Raw genomic sequence first — 18,523 nt, 5'->3', positions numbered from 1 at the left:
CGCCCGCCGGAGGGCGGGCCGCGCGCCGGCCGCACCTGCGGCTGGCGGCCGACCCGGAGCAGGCCACCGTCTCGGTGTCCTCCGCCTCCGCGGTGGCCGAGGCGACCGAGCACGAGGAGTGGGTCGACGGCATGCGCGAGCGCGGAGCGGCCGGCCCGGACTCCTGGGAACCGGTGCCCGTCCCGCTGCCCACCTACGTGACAGCCCCGGTCGCCCCCCGGGTCTCCCGCGGCCTCGACCTGTCGGCCCCCGGCACCTGGACCGCCGGGCGCCCCGCCGAGTCCCGCAAGACCCCGCTGTTCGACCAGTACGCCGAGCCGCACGCCCCCGAGTCGCGCCCGCGCGCGGCCAACGAATAGCCCCGGCCGCCCCCCGAGCGGCACCGCGACCCGGGGGGTGGTCACGGACCCCCTCCGAAAGGTGCTAGAGTTTCTTCTCGTTGGGGCTGTGGCGCAGTCCGGTAGCGCACCTCGTTCGCATCGAGGGGGTCAGGGGTTCGAATCCCCTCAGCTCCACCCAACGGACCGGCTCAGGCCGGTCGACGAAATCCCGCCGGGAGGCAACTCCCGGCGGGATTTCGCGTTTTGGGCTCCAGGTCCGGGGCCGCCGCCACCCGGGGTTCGCTGTGGGGGAGATCACATCACCCTTCCGGGCCCGTTTCTGACGCGGTTTGGGGCTCGGAGGGGTCGGTTATGGTGGGTGGGCCCAGACGCTGACGAGGGAACGATCTGGTCTATCTCAACGGGGTGCCATCGCGGTGCGCGAGTTCGGTCTGAAACGGTGGGTGCGGCGGTCGGGTCCGGAGAATCCCGGAGGCGCAGCGGAAACCGGAAGACCGAATTCCTGGACCCTCCCGGCAGTCTGCGTGGCGGCGGTGTCACTGGCGGTGTTCGCCTGGTTCCGGCACAGCCACGGGGCCACCATGGTCGACATGCTGGTCTACCGGGCCGAGGGCCAGGCCGTCGTCCGCGGCGAGGACCTCTACGCGATGCGGCTGCCCGGCTGGGACCTGCCGGCCACCTACCCGCCGTTCGCGGCGATGCTCTTCGTGCCGAGCACCTGGTTCGACGTGAGCACCCTGCGCGTCCTGGTGATGCTCCTCAACTACGCGCTGCTCGCCGCGGCCGTGCACCTGTCGCTCAAGCTGGCCGGCTGGCCGAAGCAGCACCGGGCGGCCGTGGTGATCCTGGCGACCGGCCTGGGCATCTGGCTGGAGCCGGTCTTCACCACCTTCCAGTACGGGCAGGTCAACCTCGGCATCCTCTGCCTGGTCCTGTGGGACCTGACCCGCCCGGACCGCCACCGCCTCAAGGGCGTGGGCATCGGCCTGGCCACCGCCATCAAGATCACCCCGGGCCTGTTCGCCGTCTACCTGTTCCTGACCGGCCGGGTCCGGGCCGCCCTGGTCTCGGCCGGCACCTTCCTGGCGGCGGGCCTGATCGGCTGGGCCGTGCTGCCCGACGCCTCGTACGGGTTCTGGACCACCTACCTCTGGGACCCGAGCCGGGTCGGCGTGACCGTCCTGGTGGACAACCAGTCGCTGCGCGGCGCCGTCTGCCGGCTGCTGGACGTCAACGACCCGGGCCTGGTCGGGCTGATCGCCTCGGCGCTGGTCGCGACCTTCGGGCTCGGCGTGGCGGTGCTGGCCGGGCGCTCCGCGCGGGTGCTGCGCCGGGCCGACGCCTGGGGCGCGGTCTGCGCCGCGCTCACCGCGCTGCTGGTCTCGCCGATCAGCTGGACCCACCACTGGGTCTGGTGCATCCCGCTCCTCGCCCTGCTGGCGGTGGAGGCCAGGACCACGGCCCGGAGGGTCCTGTTCGGCCTGACCCTGCTGGTCTTCCTCTCGCACGTCATGTGGACGGTGCCGCACCGCTGGGGCCGCGGGGTCGCCTGGTACTGGCAGCTGCCCGGCGCGATCTACCCGCCGATCGCCATCGCCGTCCTGGTCGTCCTGGGCGTGCGGCTGTACCGCGCCCGGCGGCAGGCCGTGGAGGCCGCCGGCGGAGGGGTCCGGGCCCTGCTGGGCGCCAGGCTGGACCGCGATCCCGCACTGACGAACCGGACCTGACGGCCGGACCCACGGACCCAGACCGGACGGATCGGACCCGACGTGACCACCCAGACCGCACCCCCGCCGCCGGCCGCCGCCGTGCCCGCCGCCCGCCGGCTGGCCGAGGCCGTCCTGCTCGGCCCGGCCCGGCGCACCCTGCTGCTCACCGCGCTCTGCTTCGCGGTGACCTGCGCCATCGGCCTGCAGGGCTGGACGTCCGTGTCGCTCGGCGGCTTCGACCTCGGCATCTTCGACCAGGGCGTGCGCGGCTACGCCCACTTCGGGCTGCCCGTCTCGACGCTGAAGAGCTTCCACCACGAGTTCCCGCCCGGCTTCTCGCTGCTCGGCGACCACTTCTCGCCGGTGCTGGCACTGCTCGCCCCGCTGTACTGGATCTGGGACGACCCGCGCTCGCTGATCATCGGGCAGTCGCTGCTGTTCGCGGCCGGGGTGCCACTGGTCCGGCGGATCGCCGGGTACGCCTTCGCCGCCGCCGAGCCGCGCACCGGCCGCCGGGCCGCCGACCTGGCCGGCCTGGTGTACGGCCTCGGCTGGCCGCTGCTGGTCGCCGCCCGGGTGGGCTTCCACGAGGTCGCCTTCGCGGTGCCGCTGACCCTGCTGATGCTGGAGCGCGGGCTGGCCCGCCGGTACGGCACGGTGGTGCTCGCCGCCGTACTGCTGTGCTGCACCAAGGAGGACCTCGGCCTGATGGTCGGGGCGTACGGGCTGGTGCTGCTGCTGCGCACCCGCCGTACGGAGGACCGGGCGGGCCGCTTCACCGGCCTGGGGCTGCTGCTCGGCGGGCCGGTCGCCTCGGCCGTCGCCATCACCTGGCTGATCCCGGCGATGGGCGGGCAGCCGGGCTACTACTGGAACTACGGCTCGCTCGGCACGGACGGCGGGGACGCGCTGCGCAACCTGCTGCACGACCCGTTCCTGCTGGTGCAGGCCGCCTTCGACCAGCCGCTCAAGCCGCTGCTGCTGCTGTGGCTGTTCGGCACCACGCTGCTGCTGCCGCTGCGCTCGGCCACCGTGCTGTGCGCGCTGCCGCTGCTGGCCGAGCGGATCCTGTCCAGCAACCCCAACCACTGGTCGATCGCCCGGCACTACGACTCGCTGCTGTGGCCGATCCTGCTCACCGCCGCGATCGAGGTGCTGGGCCGGCTGAGCGCCGCGGGGCGGCCGGAGCGGAGCGTGCGGCGGGCCCGCCGGCTCGGCCTCGGCGCGGCCGGGATCGCGCTGGTCGCCGCGGTGCCGATCGGGCTGCTGCCGCTGGCCGTACCGTCGTCCTGGGCGCCGAAGACGAGCGAGGCGGCGCTGGTGCGGGCGGCCGCGCTGATCCCGGACGGGGCGTCCGTCGAGGCGGACAACCAGATCGCGCCGCGGCTGACCGCCCGGGCGGACGTGGTGCTGGTCGACGGCACGCCGCGCGGGCGCGAGTACGTGCTCACCCGGGGCGACAAGCGGTCCTTCCCGTTCAAGACGGACAAGGAGCAGGCCGAGCGGATCCGGTTGCTGCTGGCGCACGGCTACCGGCAGCTGTGGGCCGAGGACGGGGTGGTGCTGCTGCACCGGGAGGGCGACGAGCCGATCCCCGGCGAGCACGTGCCGGGGCCGGGCAGCGAGCCGGTCCAGGACGAGGTCCCGTCCGACGTGGGGCACAACCTCTTCCGCGGCTGACGGCCGCCGCCCGAACACGCCGCGGGGGTGCCTCAGGGGCGGTCGGAGCCGTTGTAGCTGCCGCTGTGGTGGGAGCCCTGGGCCGGGACGGCGCCGTAGTGGCCGGGCCGGTGGCCGCGCGGGTGCCGGGTCAGCTTGTAGCCGAGGACGCCGGCCAGCGCGGCCAGGAAGCCGCCGGCGATCGTCCAGTACCAGCGGCTGTTCCAGCCGGAGAACCAGCCGGTGTACCAGTGCTCCTCCTGGGCGACCGGGGCGGCCGCCTTGGCCGTGCTCGCGCCGCCGCCGACCGGCGGGACCAGCGGGGCCTTCAGCTCGCCGCCCTCCGGCTGGGCGTTGTCGGCGTCGCCCTTGGCGGCGACGTGCAGCTGGACCGAGGAGGCCAGGCCGAGGTCCGGCTGCGGGACGTCGCTGACCGACAGCCGCACGTAGTAGGTGCCGGGCAGCGGGTCGCCGGACCACGGCTCGGCCCACGTGCGGACCTCGCGCAGGGTGCAGTTCAGCGCCAGGGCGGCCGTGCTCTGCTCGGCGGTGGCGTTCTGGGTGCCGGCGGTGCACGACTGCCGCCGGCGCAGCCCGTCGAAGACCTCGACGGACCAGGTCTGCGGGCCGTGCCGGTCGGCCGTGGGGGCCAGGTTGACGGTCAGGTCGACCGTCGGGGTCTGGCCCTCGGAGGCGCCGAACGCCCAGTACAGGTAGTCACCGGTGGAGACGGAGACGTTGGCGTCCTGGCCGGGGGAGAGGTTGACCGCGGTCAGGAACGAGGTGCCGGCCTTGGTCGCCGGGGCGGGGGTGCCGTTGGCACTCGCCGAGGGGGACGGCGAGGCGGCCGAGGCCGCCGGGGCGCCCAGGGCGCTCAGGGCCAGGGCGGGCAGCAGGGCGAGGGCGGCGAGGGCGCCGCGAATCGTCGTACGCATGGTCAGTTCTCCCGCCAGACGGCGATCCGCCAGCGCGCGATCCAGCCGAAGACCAGACCGAAGGCCAGGCCGGCCAGGGTGAGGGTGAGCAGCAGGATCCAGCCGCGGCCGAGGCCCATCGCGGCGCCCTCCGGGGCGGGCGAGGCGGAGGCCAGGTCGACGGTCAGCTCCAGCGGCATGCCGGGGTCGGCCAGGACGCCGTTCTGCGGGGCCAGCGAGTTGCTGACGACCAGGCAGACGGTGGTCTCCGGCTTCTCCTTGGAGCCCTTCGAGGCGGTGGGGCTCGCGGTGACGTAGCCCTTGGAGTCGTCGGTGGACCAGCGCAGGCCGGTGGAGACCACGTCGGTGCGGCCGCTGCCGGCGTCGGTGCCGCGGACCAGCTCCTGGCCGGCCGCGCTGGTGGCCTGGAGCAGCACCCCGTAGTCCCGGGCGACCGGGCGGTCGAGGGCGACGCTGACCGAGGCGCGCAGTTCCTGGCCGGACTTGACCGGGACCTTGTAGACGCGGTGCTCGGAGAACTTCTCGCGGTCGGTGTAGACGCCCGGGGCGAGCACGGGGGCGCTCTCGCACTTGTCGGTGCCGGCGGTCTTGACCGGGGCCACGGTGTAGGTGTCGTTGGAGCGGTCGACCAGCTGCTTCACCTTGTCGGTGAGCTGCTCCTGGGTGCGGACGTCGGTGTAGGTGCCGCCGGTCGCGTTGGCGATGCAGAGCAGCTGCTGGCGGGTCTTGTCGTCGTGGGCCAGGCCCAGGGTGTCGACCACCAGGTGGATGCCCTGGGAGGCGAGCTCGCGGGCGACGTCGCACGGGTCGGGCGGGGTGCAGGTGTCCTCGCCGTCGGTGATCAGCACCACGCGGCGGGTGGTCTCGCCCTTGCCGAGGTCCTGGGCGGCGCCGCGCAGGGCCAGACCGATCGGGGTCCAGCCGGTGGGCCGCAGGGTGGCGACGGCGGTCTTGGCCTCGACCTTGTTGGTCCTGCCGACCGGGAAGAGCTGCTTGGTGTCCTGGCAGCCCTGGGCCTTGTCGTTGCCGGGGTAGTTCGCGCCCAGGGTGCGGATGCCGAACTCGGTCTCCGAAGGCAGTGCGTCGATCACCTCGTTCAGCGACTGCTGGGCCACCGAGATGCGGCTCTTGCCCTGGATGTCCGTGGCGGTCATGGAGCCGCTGACGTCCAGGACGAGGTCGACCCGTGGGGCCTCCTTGGATGCGGGGGCGGCCCCGGCTGATGGTTCGTCGGCGTGGGCGGGCAGGCCGAGGAGCAGCGAGGCGCCCGTTATCGCCAGGGCCGCCAGCAGGCTGCCGAGCCTGGTCTGTGGTCGTCGTCCGGTAGTCACCCGGCCGATCCTAGGGATCATCAGTTCATCGTGGCGAAACGAGTCCGGATCGTGCCTCAACCAGCTCCGGCGCGAACTCCGGCGCATCGGTGCGCAATTCGCTGACGCCGGGCTTACGCGTCGTGGATAGCCTTCCGTACGCATCGGACGGCGGAGGGGGCGCGATGGAGCTGGCGGCGGTCGGCAAGCGGTACGGGCGGCGCGGGCGGTGGATCCTGCGCGGGGTGGACCTGGCGCTCGGGCCGGGGGAGTTGGTGCGGATCGCCGGGCGCAACGGGAGCGGCAAGTCGACGCTGCTGAGGCTGATCGCCGGGATCGAGCGGCCGAGCACGGGGCGGGTGGTGCGGCCCGGCCCGGCGGCGTACGTGCCCGAGCGCTTCCCGCCGGCGCTGCCCTTCGACGCCTCCTCCTACCTGCTGAGGGTGGGCCGGGTGCACGGGCTGTCGGCGGAGCGGGCGCGGCGGCGGGCGGGGGAGTGGCTGGACCGGTTCGGCGTCGCGGACCGGGCGGGCACGCCGCTGAGCCGGCTGTCGAAGGGCACCTGCCAGAAGGTCGCGGTCGCCCAGGCGCTGCTCCCCGAGGCGCGGGTGCTGCTGCTGGACGAGGCCTGGACCGGGCTGGACCCGCAGGCGCGGGCGGTGCTGGACGAGGCGGCCGCCGAGCGGGCGGCGGCGGGCGGCACGGTGCTGTTCGTCGACCACGACCCGGCCCGGCTGGCCGGGCTGACCAGCGCCGCCTACGGGGTCGGCACGGACGGCGTGCTGCGGCCCGTCGAGGACGGTCCCCAGGAGCCGCCGCGGGACGGGCCGGTGATGGAGGTCGAGGTGGACGTCCCGGACGGTGCCCCGCTTCCTCCGCTGCTGCCGGGGGCGCCGGAGGTCACCGCGCTGGCCGGGACGGCGGTGCGGCTGGCGGTGCCGGCCGCGCACTCGGACGCGCTGCTGCGCCGGCTGCTGCTGGGCCGCCCGGCCGTCCGGGTGCTGGCGGTGCGGCGGCGCGAGGAGGGGCAGCGGTGACGGCGCGGATCGGGGCGCTGACCCGCTACCACCTGGAGCTGCTGCTGCGCTCGCACGCCTGGCTGCCGCCGTTCCTGGCGTACGCGCTGCTGCTGGTGGTCGGGGTGGCGGCGGGCGATCCGCTGCTGGGCGGCCTCGGCTTCGGCGCGGGGGTGCTGCTGCCGGTGAGCGCCTGGTACGTGCGCAGCGTGCTGAGCGCGGAGCCGCCGGCCTCGCGGGCCTGCCTGGTGGCGGCGGCGGGCCCGGTCCGGGTCCACCTGGGGGCGCTGCTGGCGGCGCTGACGGTGTCGCTGGTGCTGGCGGCCGGCCAGGTGGCGGCGGTCTGGTGGACCAGTGGGCCGGTGGCCGACCCGGGGGCGCGGCAGGAGCCGGGGGCCGGGGCGGCGGTGGCGGCCGGTCTTGCGGCCTCGGTGGTCAGCGCGCTGCTGGGGGTGCTGGCCGGGGCGCTGGCGAACCGTCCGGTGCTGCTCCGCCCGCAGTACGGCATCCCGACGGCGCTGGGGCTGGCCACGCTGCTGCTGGTGGTGCCGGTCTCGCCGGCCAACACGGCGGTGCGCGGTCTGGTGTCGGCGGCCCGGACCGGACGGATCGAGGTGCCGTGGGCGAGCCTGTCGGCCGCCGTCGTCCTGCTGGCCGCGGTGGGGGCGGGGGTGGCGGCGCTGGCCGGGCGGCGGCCGGAGTGACGGCCCCGGGGACGGACCGGCGGGCCCGGACGATTCCGCCAATGGCGGACACACCGCAGCGAATAGTCCATAAATATGGATAACCCTCGCTAGGGTGCGGAATCGGGACACGGTGCCACCGCGGTGGCACCGGGACCCGGCCGGCCTGTCCGACACCCTGGAAGGACCCCGCAGTGAGCAACCTCTTCGCGATCGCCTACCCGGACCTCGCCACCGCCCAGGCGGTGCGCGACGAGGCGATCGGGCTCCAGAAGCAGAAGCTGATCGAGCTGGAGGACGCGGTCGTCGTCGAGCGTCGCGCGGACGGCAGGATCAAGCTGCACCAGCAGGTCAGCACGACCGGGGCGGGCGCCGCGAGCGGCGCGCTCTGGGGCGGGGTCATCGGCCTGCTGTTCTTCATGCCCCTGGTGGGCGCGGCGGTCGGCGGAGCGACGGGGGCGGCCGTCGGCGCCTCCACCGACATCGGGGTGGACGACGACTTCATGCGCCAGGTCGGCGAGCACCTCCAGCCCGGCACCGCCGCGGTCTTCCTGCTGGTGCGCAAGGCGACCGCCGACAAGGTCGTCCCGGCGCTGGCCCGGTTCGGCGGCCGGATCATCCAGACCTCGCTCTCGGCCGAGGCCGAGGCCGAGCTGAAGGCGACCGTCGAGGCCTCCCGGGCCCAGGCCGCCGTCTGACCCTCCGCCCGACCGCCGCTCCCGTCGGGGCGGACCGGCCCCGGCGCCGGTCCGCCCCGATCGGCATCCCCCGGCCGGCGGCACCGGGCCCTTCCCGATCCCCAGGACGGTCCGTGGCGACACCCTCCGCCGTGTCGAGATCCGCCGCCGGGCCGAGCCGGCCGGTGCCGACCAGACGCACCACCGAGCTCGTCCTGGTGGTCGGCGCCGTCCTGATCGCCGTGTTCGGCTACGTCGAGGTCGGCGTCGACCTCGACGGCCGCGTCCCGGCCGACGCGGCCGAGTACGGTGCCGCGCTCGGCGTGCTCGCCCTGGCGGCGCACGCCGTGGTCCGGTGGCGGGCCCGGTACGCGGACCCGCTGCTGCTGCCGATCGCGGTGCTGCTGAACGGGATCGGGCTGGTGGTGATCCACCGGCTCGACCGGGCCACCCCGGGACGCGCCGCCGCCCCCACCCAGCTGCTCTGGTCGGCCCTGGGGGTGGCGCTGTTCATCGCCGTGGTGCTGCTGGTGCGCGATCACCGGCGGCTGCAGCGCTACGCCCACATCGGGGCGCTGGTGGCCCTGGTCCTGCTGGTGCTGCCGATCTTCTTCCCGCCGGTGTACGGCTCCCGGATCTGGATCGTGATCGGGCCGCTCTCCTTCCAGCCCGGGGAGTTCGCCAAGATCCTGCTGGCGGTCTTCTTCGCCGCCTACCTGGCGGTGCACCGGGACGCGCTGGCGCTCACCGGCCGCCGGATCCGGCGCCTGCGGCTGCCGCCGGGGCGGGTGCTCGGGCCGGTGCTGCTGATCTGGGCGGCGTTCGTCGGCGTCCTGGTGCTGGAGACCGACCTCGGCACCTCGCTGCTGTTCTTCGGCCTGTTCGTGGTGATGCTCTACGTGGCCACCGCGCGCACCGGCTGGATCGTCATCGGCCTGGGCCTGGCCGCGGTCGGGGCGGTGACGGTGGGACGGCTGTCGCCGCACGTGCACAGCCGGGTCGCGGACTGGCTGGACCCGCTGGGCTCGATCGAGGCGGGCCGGGGCGCCAACCAGATCGCCCAGTCGCTGTTCGCCTTCGCCTGGGGCGGTGAGCTGGGCACCGGGCTCGGCAACGGGCACTCGGTGCTGATCGGCTTCGCCGCCAAGTCGGACTTCATCCTCGCCACCATCGGCGAGGAGCTCGGGCTGACCGGGCTGATCGCGGTGTTCCTGCTGTACGCGGTGCTGGTCTCGCGGGGCTTCCGGACCGGCATCGCGCTGCGCGACCCGTTCGGGCGGCTGCTGGCGATCGGGCTGGCCGCGATCGTCGGCCTCCAGGTGTTCGTGGTGGCGGGCGGGGTGCTCGCGCTGATCCCGCTGACCGGGATGACCATGCCGTTCATCGCCCAGGGGGGTTCCTCCGTGGTCACCAACTGGATCATCGTCGCGCTGCTCGTGCGGATGAGTGACACCGCGCGCGGGCCCGGGCCCCGGGAGGTCCGGTGACGCGCGCCCGCCCCCGGGGCAACGGCCCGCAGGGGCTGCCGGGCATCTCGGTGACCGGGCGGCGGGCGGGCACCTTCTGCCTGCTGCTGGTCGCGGCGCTGTGCGCCCAGGCCACCCGGGTGCAGGTGTTCCAGGCGAAGGACCTCGACCGCAACAGCGCCAACCAGCGGCTCACCATCGAGCGGTACGCCCGGCCGCGCGGCGACATCCTGGTCGGCGCGGACCCGGTGACCGGCTCCGTACCGACCGGCGGCCGGTACGCGTACCGGCGCAGCTACACCGACGGCCCGACCTACGCGGCCGTCACCGGCTTCGCCTCGCAGGCGTACGGCACCACCCAGCTGGAGGGGACCGAGGACGAGCTGCTGACCGGCACCGACGGCCGGCTGGCGGGCTGGTCGCTCCTGGACGCCGTGGCCCGTCGGCAGAACCCCGGCGGGGACGTCCGCACCACGCTGAACCGGGCCGCCCAGCAGGCCGCGATGCGCGGGCTCGGCGACCGGAAGGGCGCGGTCGCCGCGATCGAGCCGGCCACCGGGCGGATCCTGGCGCTGGCCAGCACGCCCTCCTACGACCCGGGCGCCTTCGCCGGGCACGGCGCCGACGACCAGGAGGCCTGGAACCGCCTGCAGGCCGACGCCGACGAGCCGATGCTCAACCGGGCACTGCGCCAGACGTACCCGCCGGGCTCGACCTTCAAGGTGGTCACGGCCGCGGCCGCGCTGGCCGACGGGGTGGTCACCGACCCGGACGCGCCGACCGGGGCGCCCTTCCCGTACGTGCTGCCCGGCACGACCACGCCGCTGGTCAACGACACCCCGGTCTGCGACCGGCCGGGCCTGTCGCTGGCCGCCGCGATGACCGCCAGCTGCAACAGCGTGCTCGGCTACCTGGGGGTGCGGACCGGGCTGGACCGGATGGCCGGGATGGCCGCGAACTTCGGCTTCAACGACCCGGGGCTGGACGTCCCGGTGCGCGCGGCCCGGTCGAACTTCGACACCCGGATGGACGAGTCGCAGCTGGCGCTCTCCTCGATCGGGCAGTTCGACACGGCGGCCACCCCGCTGACGATGGCGATGGTCGCGGCGGGGGTCGCCAACGACGGGACGGTGATGCGTCCACAGCTTGTGGACAGGCTGACCAGGAGCGACGGCACCACGGTGCAGCTGATGCGGCCGTCCGTGTACAAGCGGGCGATGACCCCGGCGGTGGCCGAGCAGGTGCGCGGGCTGATGACGGACGTGGTGGAGAACGGCACCGGCGGCAACGCCCGGATCGCCGGGGCGGTGGTCGGCGGCAAGACCGGGACGGCCCAGCACGGGGTGGACAACAGTGGGACGCCGTACGCCTGGTTCATCGCCTGGGCCGGGCCGGCCGGCTCGGACGCGGTGCCGCCGGTGGCGGTGGCCGTGGTGGTCGCGGACAGCGGGGCCACCGATGTGACGGGTGGTGCCCTGGCCGCGCCGATCGCCCGGTCGGTGATGCGGGCGGTGCTCGGCGGGTGATCGCCGCAGGGCGCCGGCCTGCTGCTTTAATCGCCGGGAGGTAGAAGCGCCGTTTACGAAGTGTCCGGTTTGTACATCACTGTGCGCCAATTCGGACAATGCGCCGGTTGGGACTGTTCGTTTGCGACACTGGTGCTTTCGCCGGGTACTGTCCCATGTTTGTTCGGTTGATCCCCGATGACACCCCAGGGTGTTTCGGGTGACCAGCCACCAGGACACCCTCCCCCGCCCAGAAGGACCGCAGTTTTGGCCAGCAACACCCTTGGTGCGCGTCTGCTGCGACGCAAGCCCGTCTCGACACTGATCGCCGAGACCGAAGGCAAGAACTCCCTCCCGGCCGGTGCGCCCGAGGAGGGCGGGCGCTCCGGCATCCACCTGCGCCGCTCGATCGGGCTGTGGCAGCTGTCCTCGATCGGCATCGGCGCCACCATCGGCACCGGCATCTTCTTCGTGCTGAACACCGCGGTGCCCTCGGCCGGCCCGGCCGTCATCCTGTCCTTCGTGATCGCCGCGGTCACCGCCGGACTCACCGCGCTCTGCTACGCCGAGATGGCCTCCGCGATCCCGGTCTCCGGCTCCTCGTACTCCTACGCCTACGCCACCCTCGGCGAGGGCGTCGCCTTCGGCGTCGGCATCTGCCTGCTGATGGAGTACGGCGTCTCCGCCTCCGCGATCGCGGTGACCTGGGCCGAGTACCTGAACAAGTTCTTCGACCTGGCCTTCGGGTTCACGATCCCCGAGGAGCTCTCCGGCGCGCCGGACAGCACCCACTGGTTCAACCTGCCGGCGCTGCTGCTGGTCGCCATGGTCTGCGTCCTGCTGATCCGCGGCGTCAGCGAGTCGGTCAAGGTCAACGCGGTGATGGTCGCGATCAAGATCCTGATCCTGCTGATGTTCATCGGCGTGGCGCTCACCGGCTTCCACTCCGGCAACCTGAGCCCGTTCATGCCGCTCGGCTTCAGCGGCGTCCAGATCGCCGCGTCCAGCATCTTCTTCTCCTTCATCGGCCTGGACGCCGTGTCCACCGCCGGTGAGGAGGTCAAGAACCCGCGCCGCACCCTGCCGATGGCGATCATCATCTCGCTGGTCGTGGTGACCCTGCTCTACATCCTGGTCGCCCTGGCCGGCATCGGCGCCCAGCCCTGGCAGAAGTTCGACGGCCAGGAGGCCGGCCTCGCCCAGATCCTCCAGGACATCACCGGCCAGAGCTGGCCCGCGATGGTCTTCGCCTTCGGCGCGATCGTCTCGATCTTCAGCATCACCCTCGTGGTGATCTACGGCCAGACCCGCATCCTGTACTCGATGGGCCGCGACGGCATGCTGCCCAAGCGCTTCGCCCAGCTCTCCCCGCGCACCGGCACCCCGATCTGGAACACCATCGTGGTGGGCCTCGGCGTCGGCGCGCTGGCCGCGTTCATCCCGCTGCGGGTCCTGGCCGACATCACCAGCCTGGGCACGCTCATCGCCTTCTCGGTGGTCTCGATCGGCGTGATCGTGCTGCGCCGCACCCAGCCCGACCTGCCGCGCGGCTTCAAGGTGCCCGGCTACCCGGTCGTCCCGCTGATCAGCGTCGGCTTCTGCATCTACCTGATCACCGGTCTGCACGCCGACACCTTCCGGGCCGGGGCGATCGCCCTCGCCGTCGCCCTGGTCGTCTACTTCGGCTACAGCATCAGGCACTCCCGGCTGGAGCAGGCCGGGCAGCCGTCCGTGTCCTCGGACAGCTCCGCCGACTGACCCGGAAGCAAAACCCGGGTGAAGGGCCGCCGGCCGCCGAGGCGGCCGACGGCCCTTTTCCCGCCAACGCCCGTCCGGTGTCCAACGCCATGGCGACAGGGCCCGGCTCCCACCCATAACCTTCCACCATGGTGAGCACCCGCACGCCCGGCTACTTCCGCCCGCGCGGCCGCTTCACCGGCCGCAGCAGAACGCCGGCCCAGACCTCCGCGACCGAGGCGTCGTCCGGACCCGGACGACCGCCGCGCGGCTTCTCCGTCCGCCCCTTCCCCCGACAGCGTGGCGAGAGCACCTTTCCGCCCACGCCCGATCGGCTGAACGGCGCCCGGCTCGCCGGGCTCGCCTCGATGCGGACCGTCCAACTGCTCGGCTGCCTGGTCGCGGCCGGCTGGGCCGCCGCCTTCCCGCTCGTGTCCGACCTGGCCAACCAGCGGCTGTGGGGCCTGATCGCGGCCCCCGCCTACGTCCTGGCCGGACTGCTCTGCCTGACCCTGCCGCGTCGCTTCGCGGCCCGCGCCGCCGCCTCGGTCGCCCTCGTCGGGGCCGTCCTGGTCCCGCTGGCCCTGCTCGCCCTGAACGGTCGCCACCAGTCCGAGGTCATGGTGGTCGAACGCTCGGCCCACCTGCTGCTCACCACCGGCACCGCGTACCTGCCGCACCCGGTGGTGGTCACCGACTACAACCCGTACCTGCCGGCGATGTCCCTGTTCGGGATGCCGCGCCAGCTGCTCGGCGACTCCACCGCCTTCGCGAGGGTCGCCGGGGACGCCCGGATCTGGTTCGCGCTGACCTTCTTCGTCTGCCTGCTGGCCGCCTGGCGGCTGCTGCGGCCCGCCCGCCCCGGCGGCGGCGACCCGCGCGCGCCGCTGCTGCCGCTGGCCGTCCTCACCGCCTCGCCGCTGATCGCGCTCGCCCTGGCGGTCGGCGGGGTGGACCTGCCGCTGATCGGGGTCTGCTGCCTGGCCATGGCGCTCGCCGAGCGGGACCGCACCGTCGGCGCCGGACTGGTGCTCGCCCTCGCCTGCACCCTGAAGTGGACGGCCTGGCCCGCGCTGCCGGTCGCCGTCCTGCTGCTCTGGCGGCTGTACGGCCGCCGCCCCGCGGCCCGGACCGCGCTGATCGGGGTCGGGGTGAGCACGCTGGTGATCCTGCCCTCCGCGCTGGCCCAGCCGGACGCGCTGCGCGAACAGGTGGTGCGCTTCCCGCTCGGGATGACGGCGATCCGCACCCCGGCGGGCAGCCCGCTGCCCGGCAAGGTGCTGGCCGGCTTCGGACCGACCGGGCACGCGATCTCGCTGGCGCTGATGACCGTGGCCCTGGTCGCGGTGGCGATCTGGCTGCTGGCCCGGCCGCCGGTCTCCGCGATCGCCGCGGCGGACCTGCTGGCCGCCGGGCTCGCCATCGCCTTCATGCTGGCCCCGGCCGGGCGGTTCGGGTACCTGGCGCTGCCGGTGGTGCTGATGATCTGGCCCCGGCTGGCGGCCCGCCGCTGGAGCAGCCGGCGTCCGGTCCCGCCCGGCCGGGTGCGGGGGAGGCCGCAGCCCGCGCTGCCGCGCGGCTGAGAAAGCACCGGCCCGCCCTGCCGTGAGGCCGGGCGGGCCGTTCGCTCGGGGGCCGTTCGCCCGGGGGCCTACCGGCCGGCGGCCTTCAGGATGGAGGCGACGGCCGGGCCGGCCGCGTCCACGCCGTGGCCGCCGCCCTGGACCTCGGCGGCCACCGCGAGGTTGCCCCGGTAGGCGGTGAACCAGCTGTTGGTGACGTCGACCCCGGCGACCTCGGCCGAGCCGGTCTTGGCGCCCGCGTTGTCGGTGATGCCGGCCATCACCTCCTTGGCGGTGCCGCCGGTGGCGGTGGCCGCCATCATCGCCTTCAGCTTGGCGTCCACGTCGGGGGAGAGCGGGCGGGCGGCCTTCTGCTGCGGCAGCTCCGCCACCAGGATCGGCTGCTTGAACTCGCCGCTCTGCACGGTGGCGGCGACCGAGGCGATGGCCAGCGGGTTCATCTGGACCTTGCCCTGGCCGATGTAGTTCATGGCCTGCTCGTCCTTGCTGCCCGGCGTCGCCGGCACCTTGCCGTCGGTGTTGGGCAGGCCGGTCTTCCACTCCAGGCCGATGCCGAACACGTCCTTGGCCGTGCCGGACAGCGTCTCGGGCTTGAGGCTGGCCAGGCCCTGATTGATGAAGGCGGTGTTGCAGGACATCATGAAGTCCTGCTGGAGCGTGTTGTTCGGGAAGGCACCCGGGAACGAGTTCGGGATCGGGTGCGCGTTGCCGCTCTTCTCCGGGCAGGCCACCACGGTGTCCGGGTTGACCCCGTTCTCCAGCAGCGCCGCCGAAGTGATGATCTTCATCGTCGAGCCCGGCGCGAGCAGCCCGGTGAAGGCCCGGTTCTGTCCGTTGGCCGGCGAGTTGGCGAAGGCCAGCACCTGACCGGTGCTCGGCTCGATCGCCACGACGGAGGCCGGCTTGCCGCCCAGGTCGGTCATCGCCTTCTCGGCGGCGGCCTGCAGGGTGTTGTCGATGGTCAGCTTGAACGGCTTGCCGGGCTTCGGCTCGACGATGGTGAACAGCTTGTCCTGGGCGCCCTTGCCGGCCGGGTCGGAGATCACCACGGCGCTGCCCGCGTCCTGGTCCTTGGCCGGGTCCGGCGGCAGCAGCTTGTTGGCGTTCTCCTGGAGGGTGGTCATCAGCGCCTGGGTGAGCGAGGCGCCCTGGACCGGCTTGCCGTTGCGGTCCACCACCGTGGACGGCGGGGCGAAGACCGGCTGGACGGCGATGGTCTCGTTGCCGGACAGGTGCGGGTGGATCACCGACGGCGCCCAGTGCACGGCCGGGGTGTTGTCGCTCATCTTCACGACGCCGAGGAAGCCCTGGTAGTCCCAGGCCCGGCTGGTGCCCGCGAACTCGGCGCGCGCCTTGTACGACATCAGGGTGCCGGTGGGGCCGGGCGTGGCGGTGGCGGACGGCGTGTCGGTCGCGCCCGGCGTCGTGGAGGCCCCGGCGGACGGCTTGGCGGCGGGGGCGGGGGTGCCGGTGGCGGCGGAGAAGACCTGCTGGGTGGTCGGGCCGAACGGCGTGAGGGTCAGCGCGCTCGGCTTGACCTGGTCGCGGAAGGCGGTCAGACCGGCCGTGGCCGCGGCCGGGTCGTCGGTCAGCGAGGCCGCCTTGGCGATGTCGCCGGCCGCCCAGGCCGTCAGGAAGTCCTTCAGACCGGCTGTCGCCTGCTCGGCCGACGGCGGCTCGGCGACCACGGTGCGCGGCTTCTTGCCGCCGGGGCCGCCGTCCGAGTCGTTCATCAGGCTGTACGCGCCGTAGCCGCCGCCCGCGAGGACGGCGATGGACACGCCGGTGATGATGCCGATCTTCGCGCCACTGCGCATGGTGCAGGTCCCCCAGGGGTCTCGCGGCCGGGCGCAACCGGCCGGGGCCGGAAACGCGGTACCCCCCCACCCTAGGCAGCACGGATCGGTGCGCTGGCGAATCGCCCGGCACTTGTGACGGATCTGGTACGTGTTGTGCACCGCATACGGACGAATCGCGGGAACCCGGTGTGCCCGGGGCGGATCAGATCCAGGTGTTGAACCACATCCGGCGGCGCCAGTCCTCCAGCGGGATGGTCTGCCCGGTGAACAGCGGGAAGAAGAAGAGGAAGTTCCAGAGGATCAGCAGGATCAGCAGGCCGGCCGCCGCGGAACCGATGATCCGGCGGTCCCGGGAGGCGCCGGGCGGCCCGATCAGCGCGCCGATCAGCATGGTCACCGCGAGCACCAGGAACGGGACGAAGACCACCGCGTAGAAGAGGAAGATCGTCCGCTGCTGGTAGGCGAACCAGGGCAGGTAGCCGGCGGCCAGGCCGCAGAGCAGCGCGCCGGCCCGCCAGTCCCGCCGGGCCGCCCAGCGCCACAGGCAGTAGGCCAGCGCCACGAGGCCCGTCCACCACAGCAGCGGGGTGCCGATGCCCAGCACCTCGCGGGCGCAGTCGGCGGCGGTGCAGCCGGCCTGGCCGTACTTGGGGGACTCGTAGAAGAAGGACACCGGCCGGCCCAGCACCAGCCAGGACCACGGGTTGGACTGGTAGGTGTGCGGGTCGCTCAGGCCGACGTGGAAGTCGTAGACCGTCGAGTGGTAGTGCCACAGCGAGCGCAGGGCCCCGGGTATCCACGGGAAGTCGGTGGAACGGCCGACCGCCCAGTCCCGGCCCCAGCCGCCCTGGCCGGGGGCGGTGCTGCTGGCGAACCAGCCCCACCAGGACGCGATGTAGACCGCGACCGACACCACGACGACCGAGACGAAGGCCGGCACCACGTCCCGGGCGAGCACCGCCAGGAACGGGCGCGGGGCGCCGGCCAGACGGCGGGCGCCGACGTCCCAGAGCACCGTCATCAGGCCGAAGGCCGCCGCCACGTACAGGCCGCTCCACTTGGTGGCGCAGGTCAGGCCGACGCAGACGCCGGCCGCGATCCGGTACGGGCGCCAGCCCAGGTTCAGCCGCTGGGCGAGCCGCGGGTCCTCGACGCCGCCCAGCCTCCGGGCCAGCAGGGCCCGGGTGCGGTCGCGGTCCAGCAGCAGGAAGCCGAAGGCGGCGAGGGTCCAGAACATCACCACCAGGTCGAGCAGGGCGGCCCGGCTGAGCACCAGGTGCAGGCCGTCCACCGAGAGCAGCAGGCCCGCCACGCAGCCCAGCAGGGTGGAGCGGAACATCCGGCGGGCGATCCGGGCCACCATCAGCACCGACAGGGTGCCGAGCAGGGCCACCGCGAACCGCCACCCGAAGGGGTTCATGCCGAACAGCTGCTCGCCCGCACCGATGATCCACTTGCCCACCGGCGGGTGCACCACGTACGAGGGCGTCGCCCGGTACGGGACGGCCGCGCCCGGCGTCATGATCGTGGCGTTGGCGTCCTCCGGCCAGCTGATCTCGTAGCCGCCGTGCCAGAGCGCGTACGCGTCCTTGGCGTAGTACGTCTCGTCGAAGATGATCGCGTGCGGCTGCCCGAGGTTCGTGAACCGCAGCAGGCCGGCGAACACCGCCACCGCGACCGGGCCGAGCCAGCCGGCCCAGCGGCAGAGGAAGAACCACAGGCCCTGCGGCAGCGAGACGCCCATCCGCAGCAGCAGCGGCGACTGCGGCACGTCCCGGGGCGTCACCCGGGGGCCGTCCGGCATCGGCGGCGCCAGGCGCTCGGTGAGCGTCGCCGCGGCGCGGGCGGTCCAGCCGTGCCCGGCCAGGCGCTCGCGCCAGCCGGCCGGTCCGGACCGCGGCGCGGGCCCGGCCTGGGGCGAGCGGGGGGACGGCAGGCCGACACCGCCGTACGCGGAGTGGTCCGTACCAGTGGGCGTCTGGGCCGCCGTGTCGCCGTTCATCCGCCACATCGTAGGGGCGCTCTTCGTACGCGTGTCCGCTCCCTCGGAAGCTGACCGAATCGTCACCAAAAGCCCCGGGCGCGCGACAGCTGCAAGGATGG

General features: G+C 73.8%; 13 protein-coding genes, 1 tRNA gene and 1 pseudogene. 11 read left to right on the top strand and 4 right to left on the bottom strand.

The genetic code is table 11. The features are described from left to right. The 4 genes and pseudogenes from ACFVGO_RS34105 to ACFVGO_RS34090 form a co-directional block, all read left to right on the top strand. Positions 1-359 (top strand): annotated as a pseudogene (locus ACFVGO_RS34105) (hypothetical protein); the annotation flags it as partial. Positions 360-441: 82 nt separating this feature from the next. Continuing rightward, positions 442-515 (top strand) — tRNA-Ala (locus ACFVGO_RS34100). 350 nt (positions 516-865) lie between these two features. Further along, on the top strand, positions 866-2,068 hold the full coding sequence (locus ACFVGO_RS34095; protein WP_380354755.1) for a glycosyltransferase 87 family protein: 1,203 nt from the start codon (positions 866-868) through the stop codon (positions 2,066-2,068). 42 nt (positions 2,069-2,110) lie between these two features. Beyond that, entirely contained in the window at positions 2,111-3,730 is a 1,620-nt protein-coding gene (locus ACFVGO_RS34090) for a DUF2079 domain-containing protein (protein WP_380635991.1), read from the top strand. A gap of 32 nt (positions 3,731-3,762) precedes the next feature. On the opposite strand, the gene ACFVGO_RS34085 is transcribed toward ACFVGO_RS34090, so the two are convergent. Both ACFVGO_RS34085 and ACFVGO_RS34080 read right to left on the bottom strand, forming a co-directional pair. Next, on the bottom strand, positions 3,763-4,644 hold the full coding sequence (locus ACFVGO_RS34085) for a peptidase (RefSeq protein ID WP_359899781.1): 882 nt from the start codon (positions 4,642-4,644) through the stop codon (positions 3,763-3,765). 2 nt (positions 4,645-4,646) lie between these two features. Further along, entirely contained in the window at positions 4,647-5,975 is a 1,329-nt protein-coding gene (locus ACFVGO_RS34080) for a VWA domain-containing protein (protein WP_380354749.1), read from the bottom strand. Positions 5,976-6,139: 164 nt separating this feature from the next. Between ACFVGO_RS34080 and ACFVGO_RS34075 the strand changes: the two genes are divergently transcribed. The 7 genes from ACFVGO_RS34075 to ACFVGO_RS34045 all read left to right on the top strand — a co-directional run bounded on the left by ACFVGO_RS34075 (position 6,140) and on the right by ACFVGO_RS34045 (position 14,621). Then, complete coding sequence (locus ACFVGO_RS34075; protein WP_380635988.1) at positions 6,140-6,991, top strand: ATP-binding cassette domain-containing protein; 852 nt, start codon at positions 6,140-6,142, stop codon at positions 6,989-6,991. After that, complete coding sequence (locus ACFVGO_RS34070) at positions 6,988-7,674, top strand: ABC transporter (RefSeq protein WP_359899775.1); 687 nt, start codon at positions 6,988-6,990, stop codon at positions 7,672-7,674. Before ACFVGO_RS34075 ends, ACFVGO_RS34070 begins: the two co-directional genes overlap by 4 nt. A 173-nt stretch (positions 7,675-7,847) precedes the next feature. Beyond that, positions 7,848-8,351, top strand: coding sequence for a DUF1269 domain-containing protein (locus tag ACFVGO_RS34065; protein ID WP_359899773.1), 504 nt, complete (start codon positions 7,848-7,850; stop codon positions 8,349-8,351). Between the two features lie 131 nt (positions 8,352-8,482). Beyond that, positions 8,483-9,817 carry an FtsW/RodA/SpoVE family cell cycle protein gene (locus ACFVGO_RS34060; protein ID WP_380635986.1) on the top strand — a complete coding sequence of 445 codons (1,335 nt, stop codon included), beginning with the start codon at positions 8,483-8,485 and terminating at the stop codon, positions 9,815-9,817. A 50-nt stretch (positions 9,818-9,867) separates the two neighbouring features. Continuing rightward, positions 9,868-11,322, top strand: coding sequence for a penicillin-binding transpeptidase domain-containing protein (locus ACFVGO_RS34055; protein WP_380635995.1), 1,455 nt, complete (start codon positions 9,868-9,870; stop codon positions 11,320-11,322). Positions 11,323-11,499: 177 nt separating this feature from the next. After that, positions 11,500-13,059 carry an amino acid permease gene (locus ACFVGO_RS34050; protein WP_380354743.1) on the top strand — a complete coding sequence of 520 codons (1,560 nt, stop codon included), beginning with the start codon at positions 11,500-11,502 and terminating at the stop codon, positions 13,057-13,059. A gap of 128 nt (positions 13,060-13,187) precedes the next feature. Beyond that, positions 13,188-14,621, top strand: a complete 1,434-nt coding sequence (locus ACFVGO_RS34045) for a glycosyltransferase 87 family protein (protein WP_359899767.1) — start codon at positions 13,188-13,190, stop codon at positions 14,619-14,621. Between the two features lie 68 nt (positions 14,622-14,689). Here the strand turns inward: ACFVGO_RS34045 and ACFVGO_RS34040 are convergent, their stop codons facing one another. Together ACFVGO_RS34040 and ACFVGO_RS34035 are read right to left on the bottom strand one after the other, a co-directional pair. Then, positions 14,690-16,438, bottom strand: coding sequence for a penicillin-binding transpeptidase domain-containing protein (locus ACFVGO_RS34040; RefSeq protein WP_380635984.1), 1,749 nt, complete (start codon positions 16,436-16,438; stop codon positions 14,690-14,692). A gap of 184 nt (positions 16,439-16,622) precedes the next feature. Next, positions 16,623-18,431: a dolichyl-phosphate-mannose--protein mannosyltransferase gene (locus tag ACFVGO_RS34035; RefSeq protein WP_380354737.1), complete on the bottom strand. Its 1,809-nt coding sequence runs from the start codon at positions 18,429-18,431 to the stop codon at positions 16,623-16,625. Between the last annotated feature and the right edge of the window lie 92 nt (positions 18,432-18,523).

It is taken from the genome of Kitasatospora sp. NPDC057738 (assembly GCF_042798815.1).
GTDB classification, from domain to species: domain Bacteria; phylum Actinomycetota; class Actinomycetes; order Streptomycetales; family Streptomycetaceae; genus Kitasatospora; species Kitasatospora lactacystinica.
The sequence above is the reverse complement of the archived record's forward strand: the minus strand, read 5'-3'. Positions and strand labels throughout refer to the sequence as shown.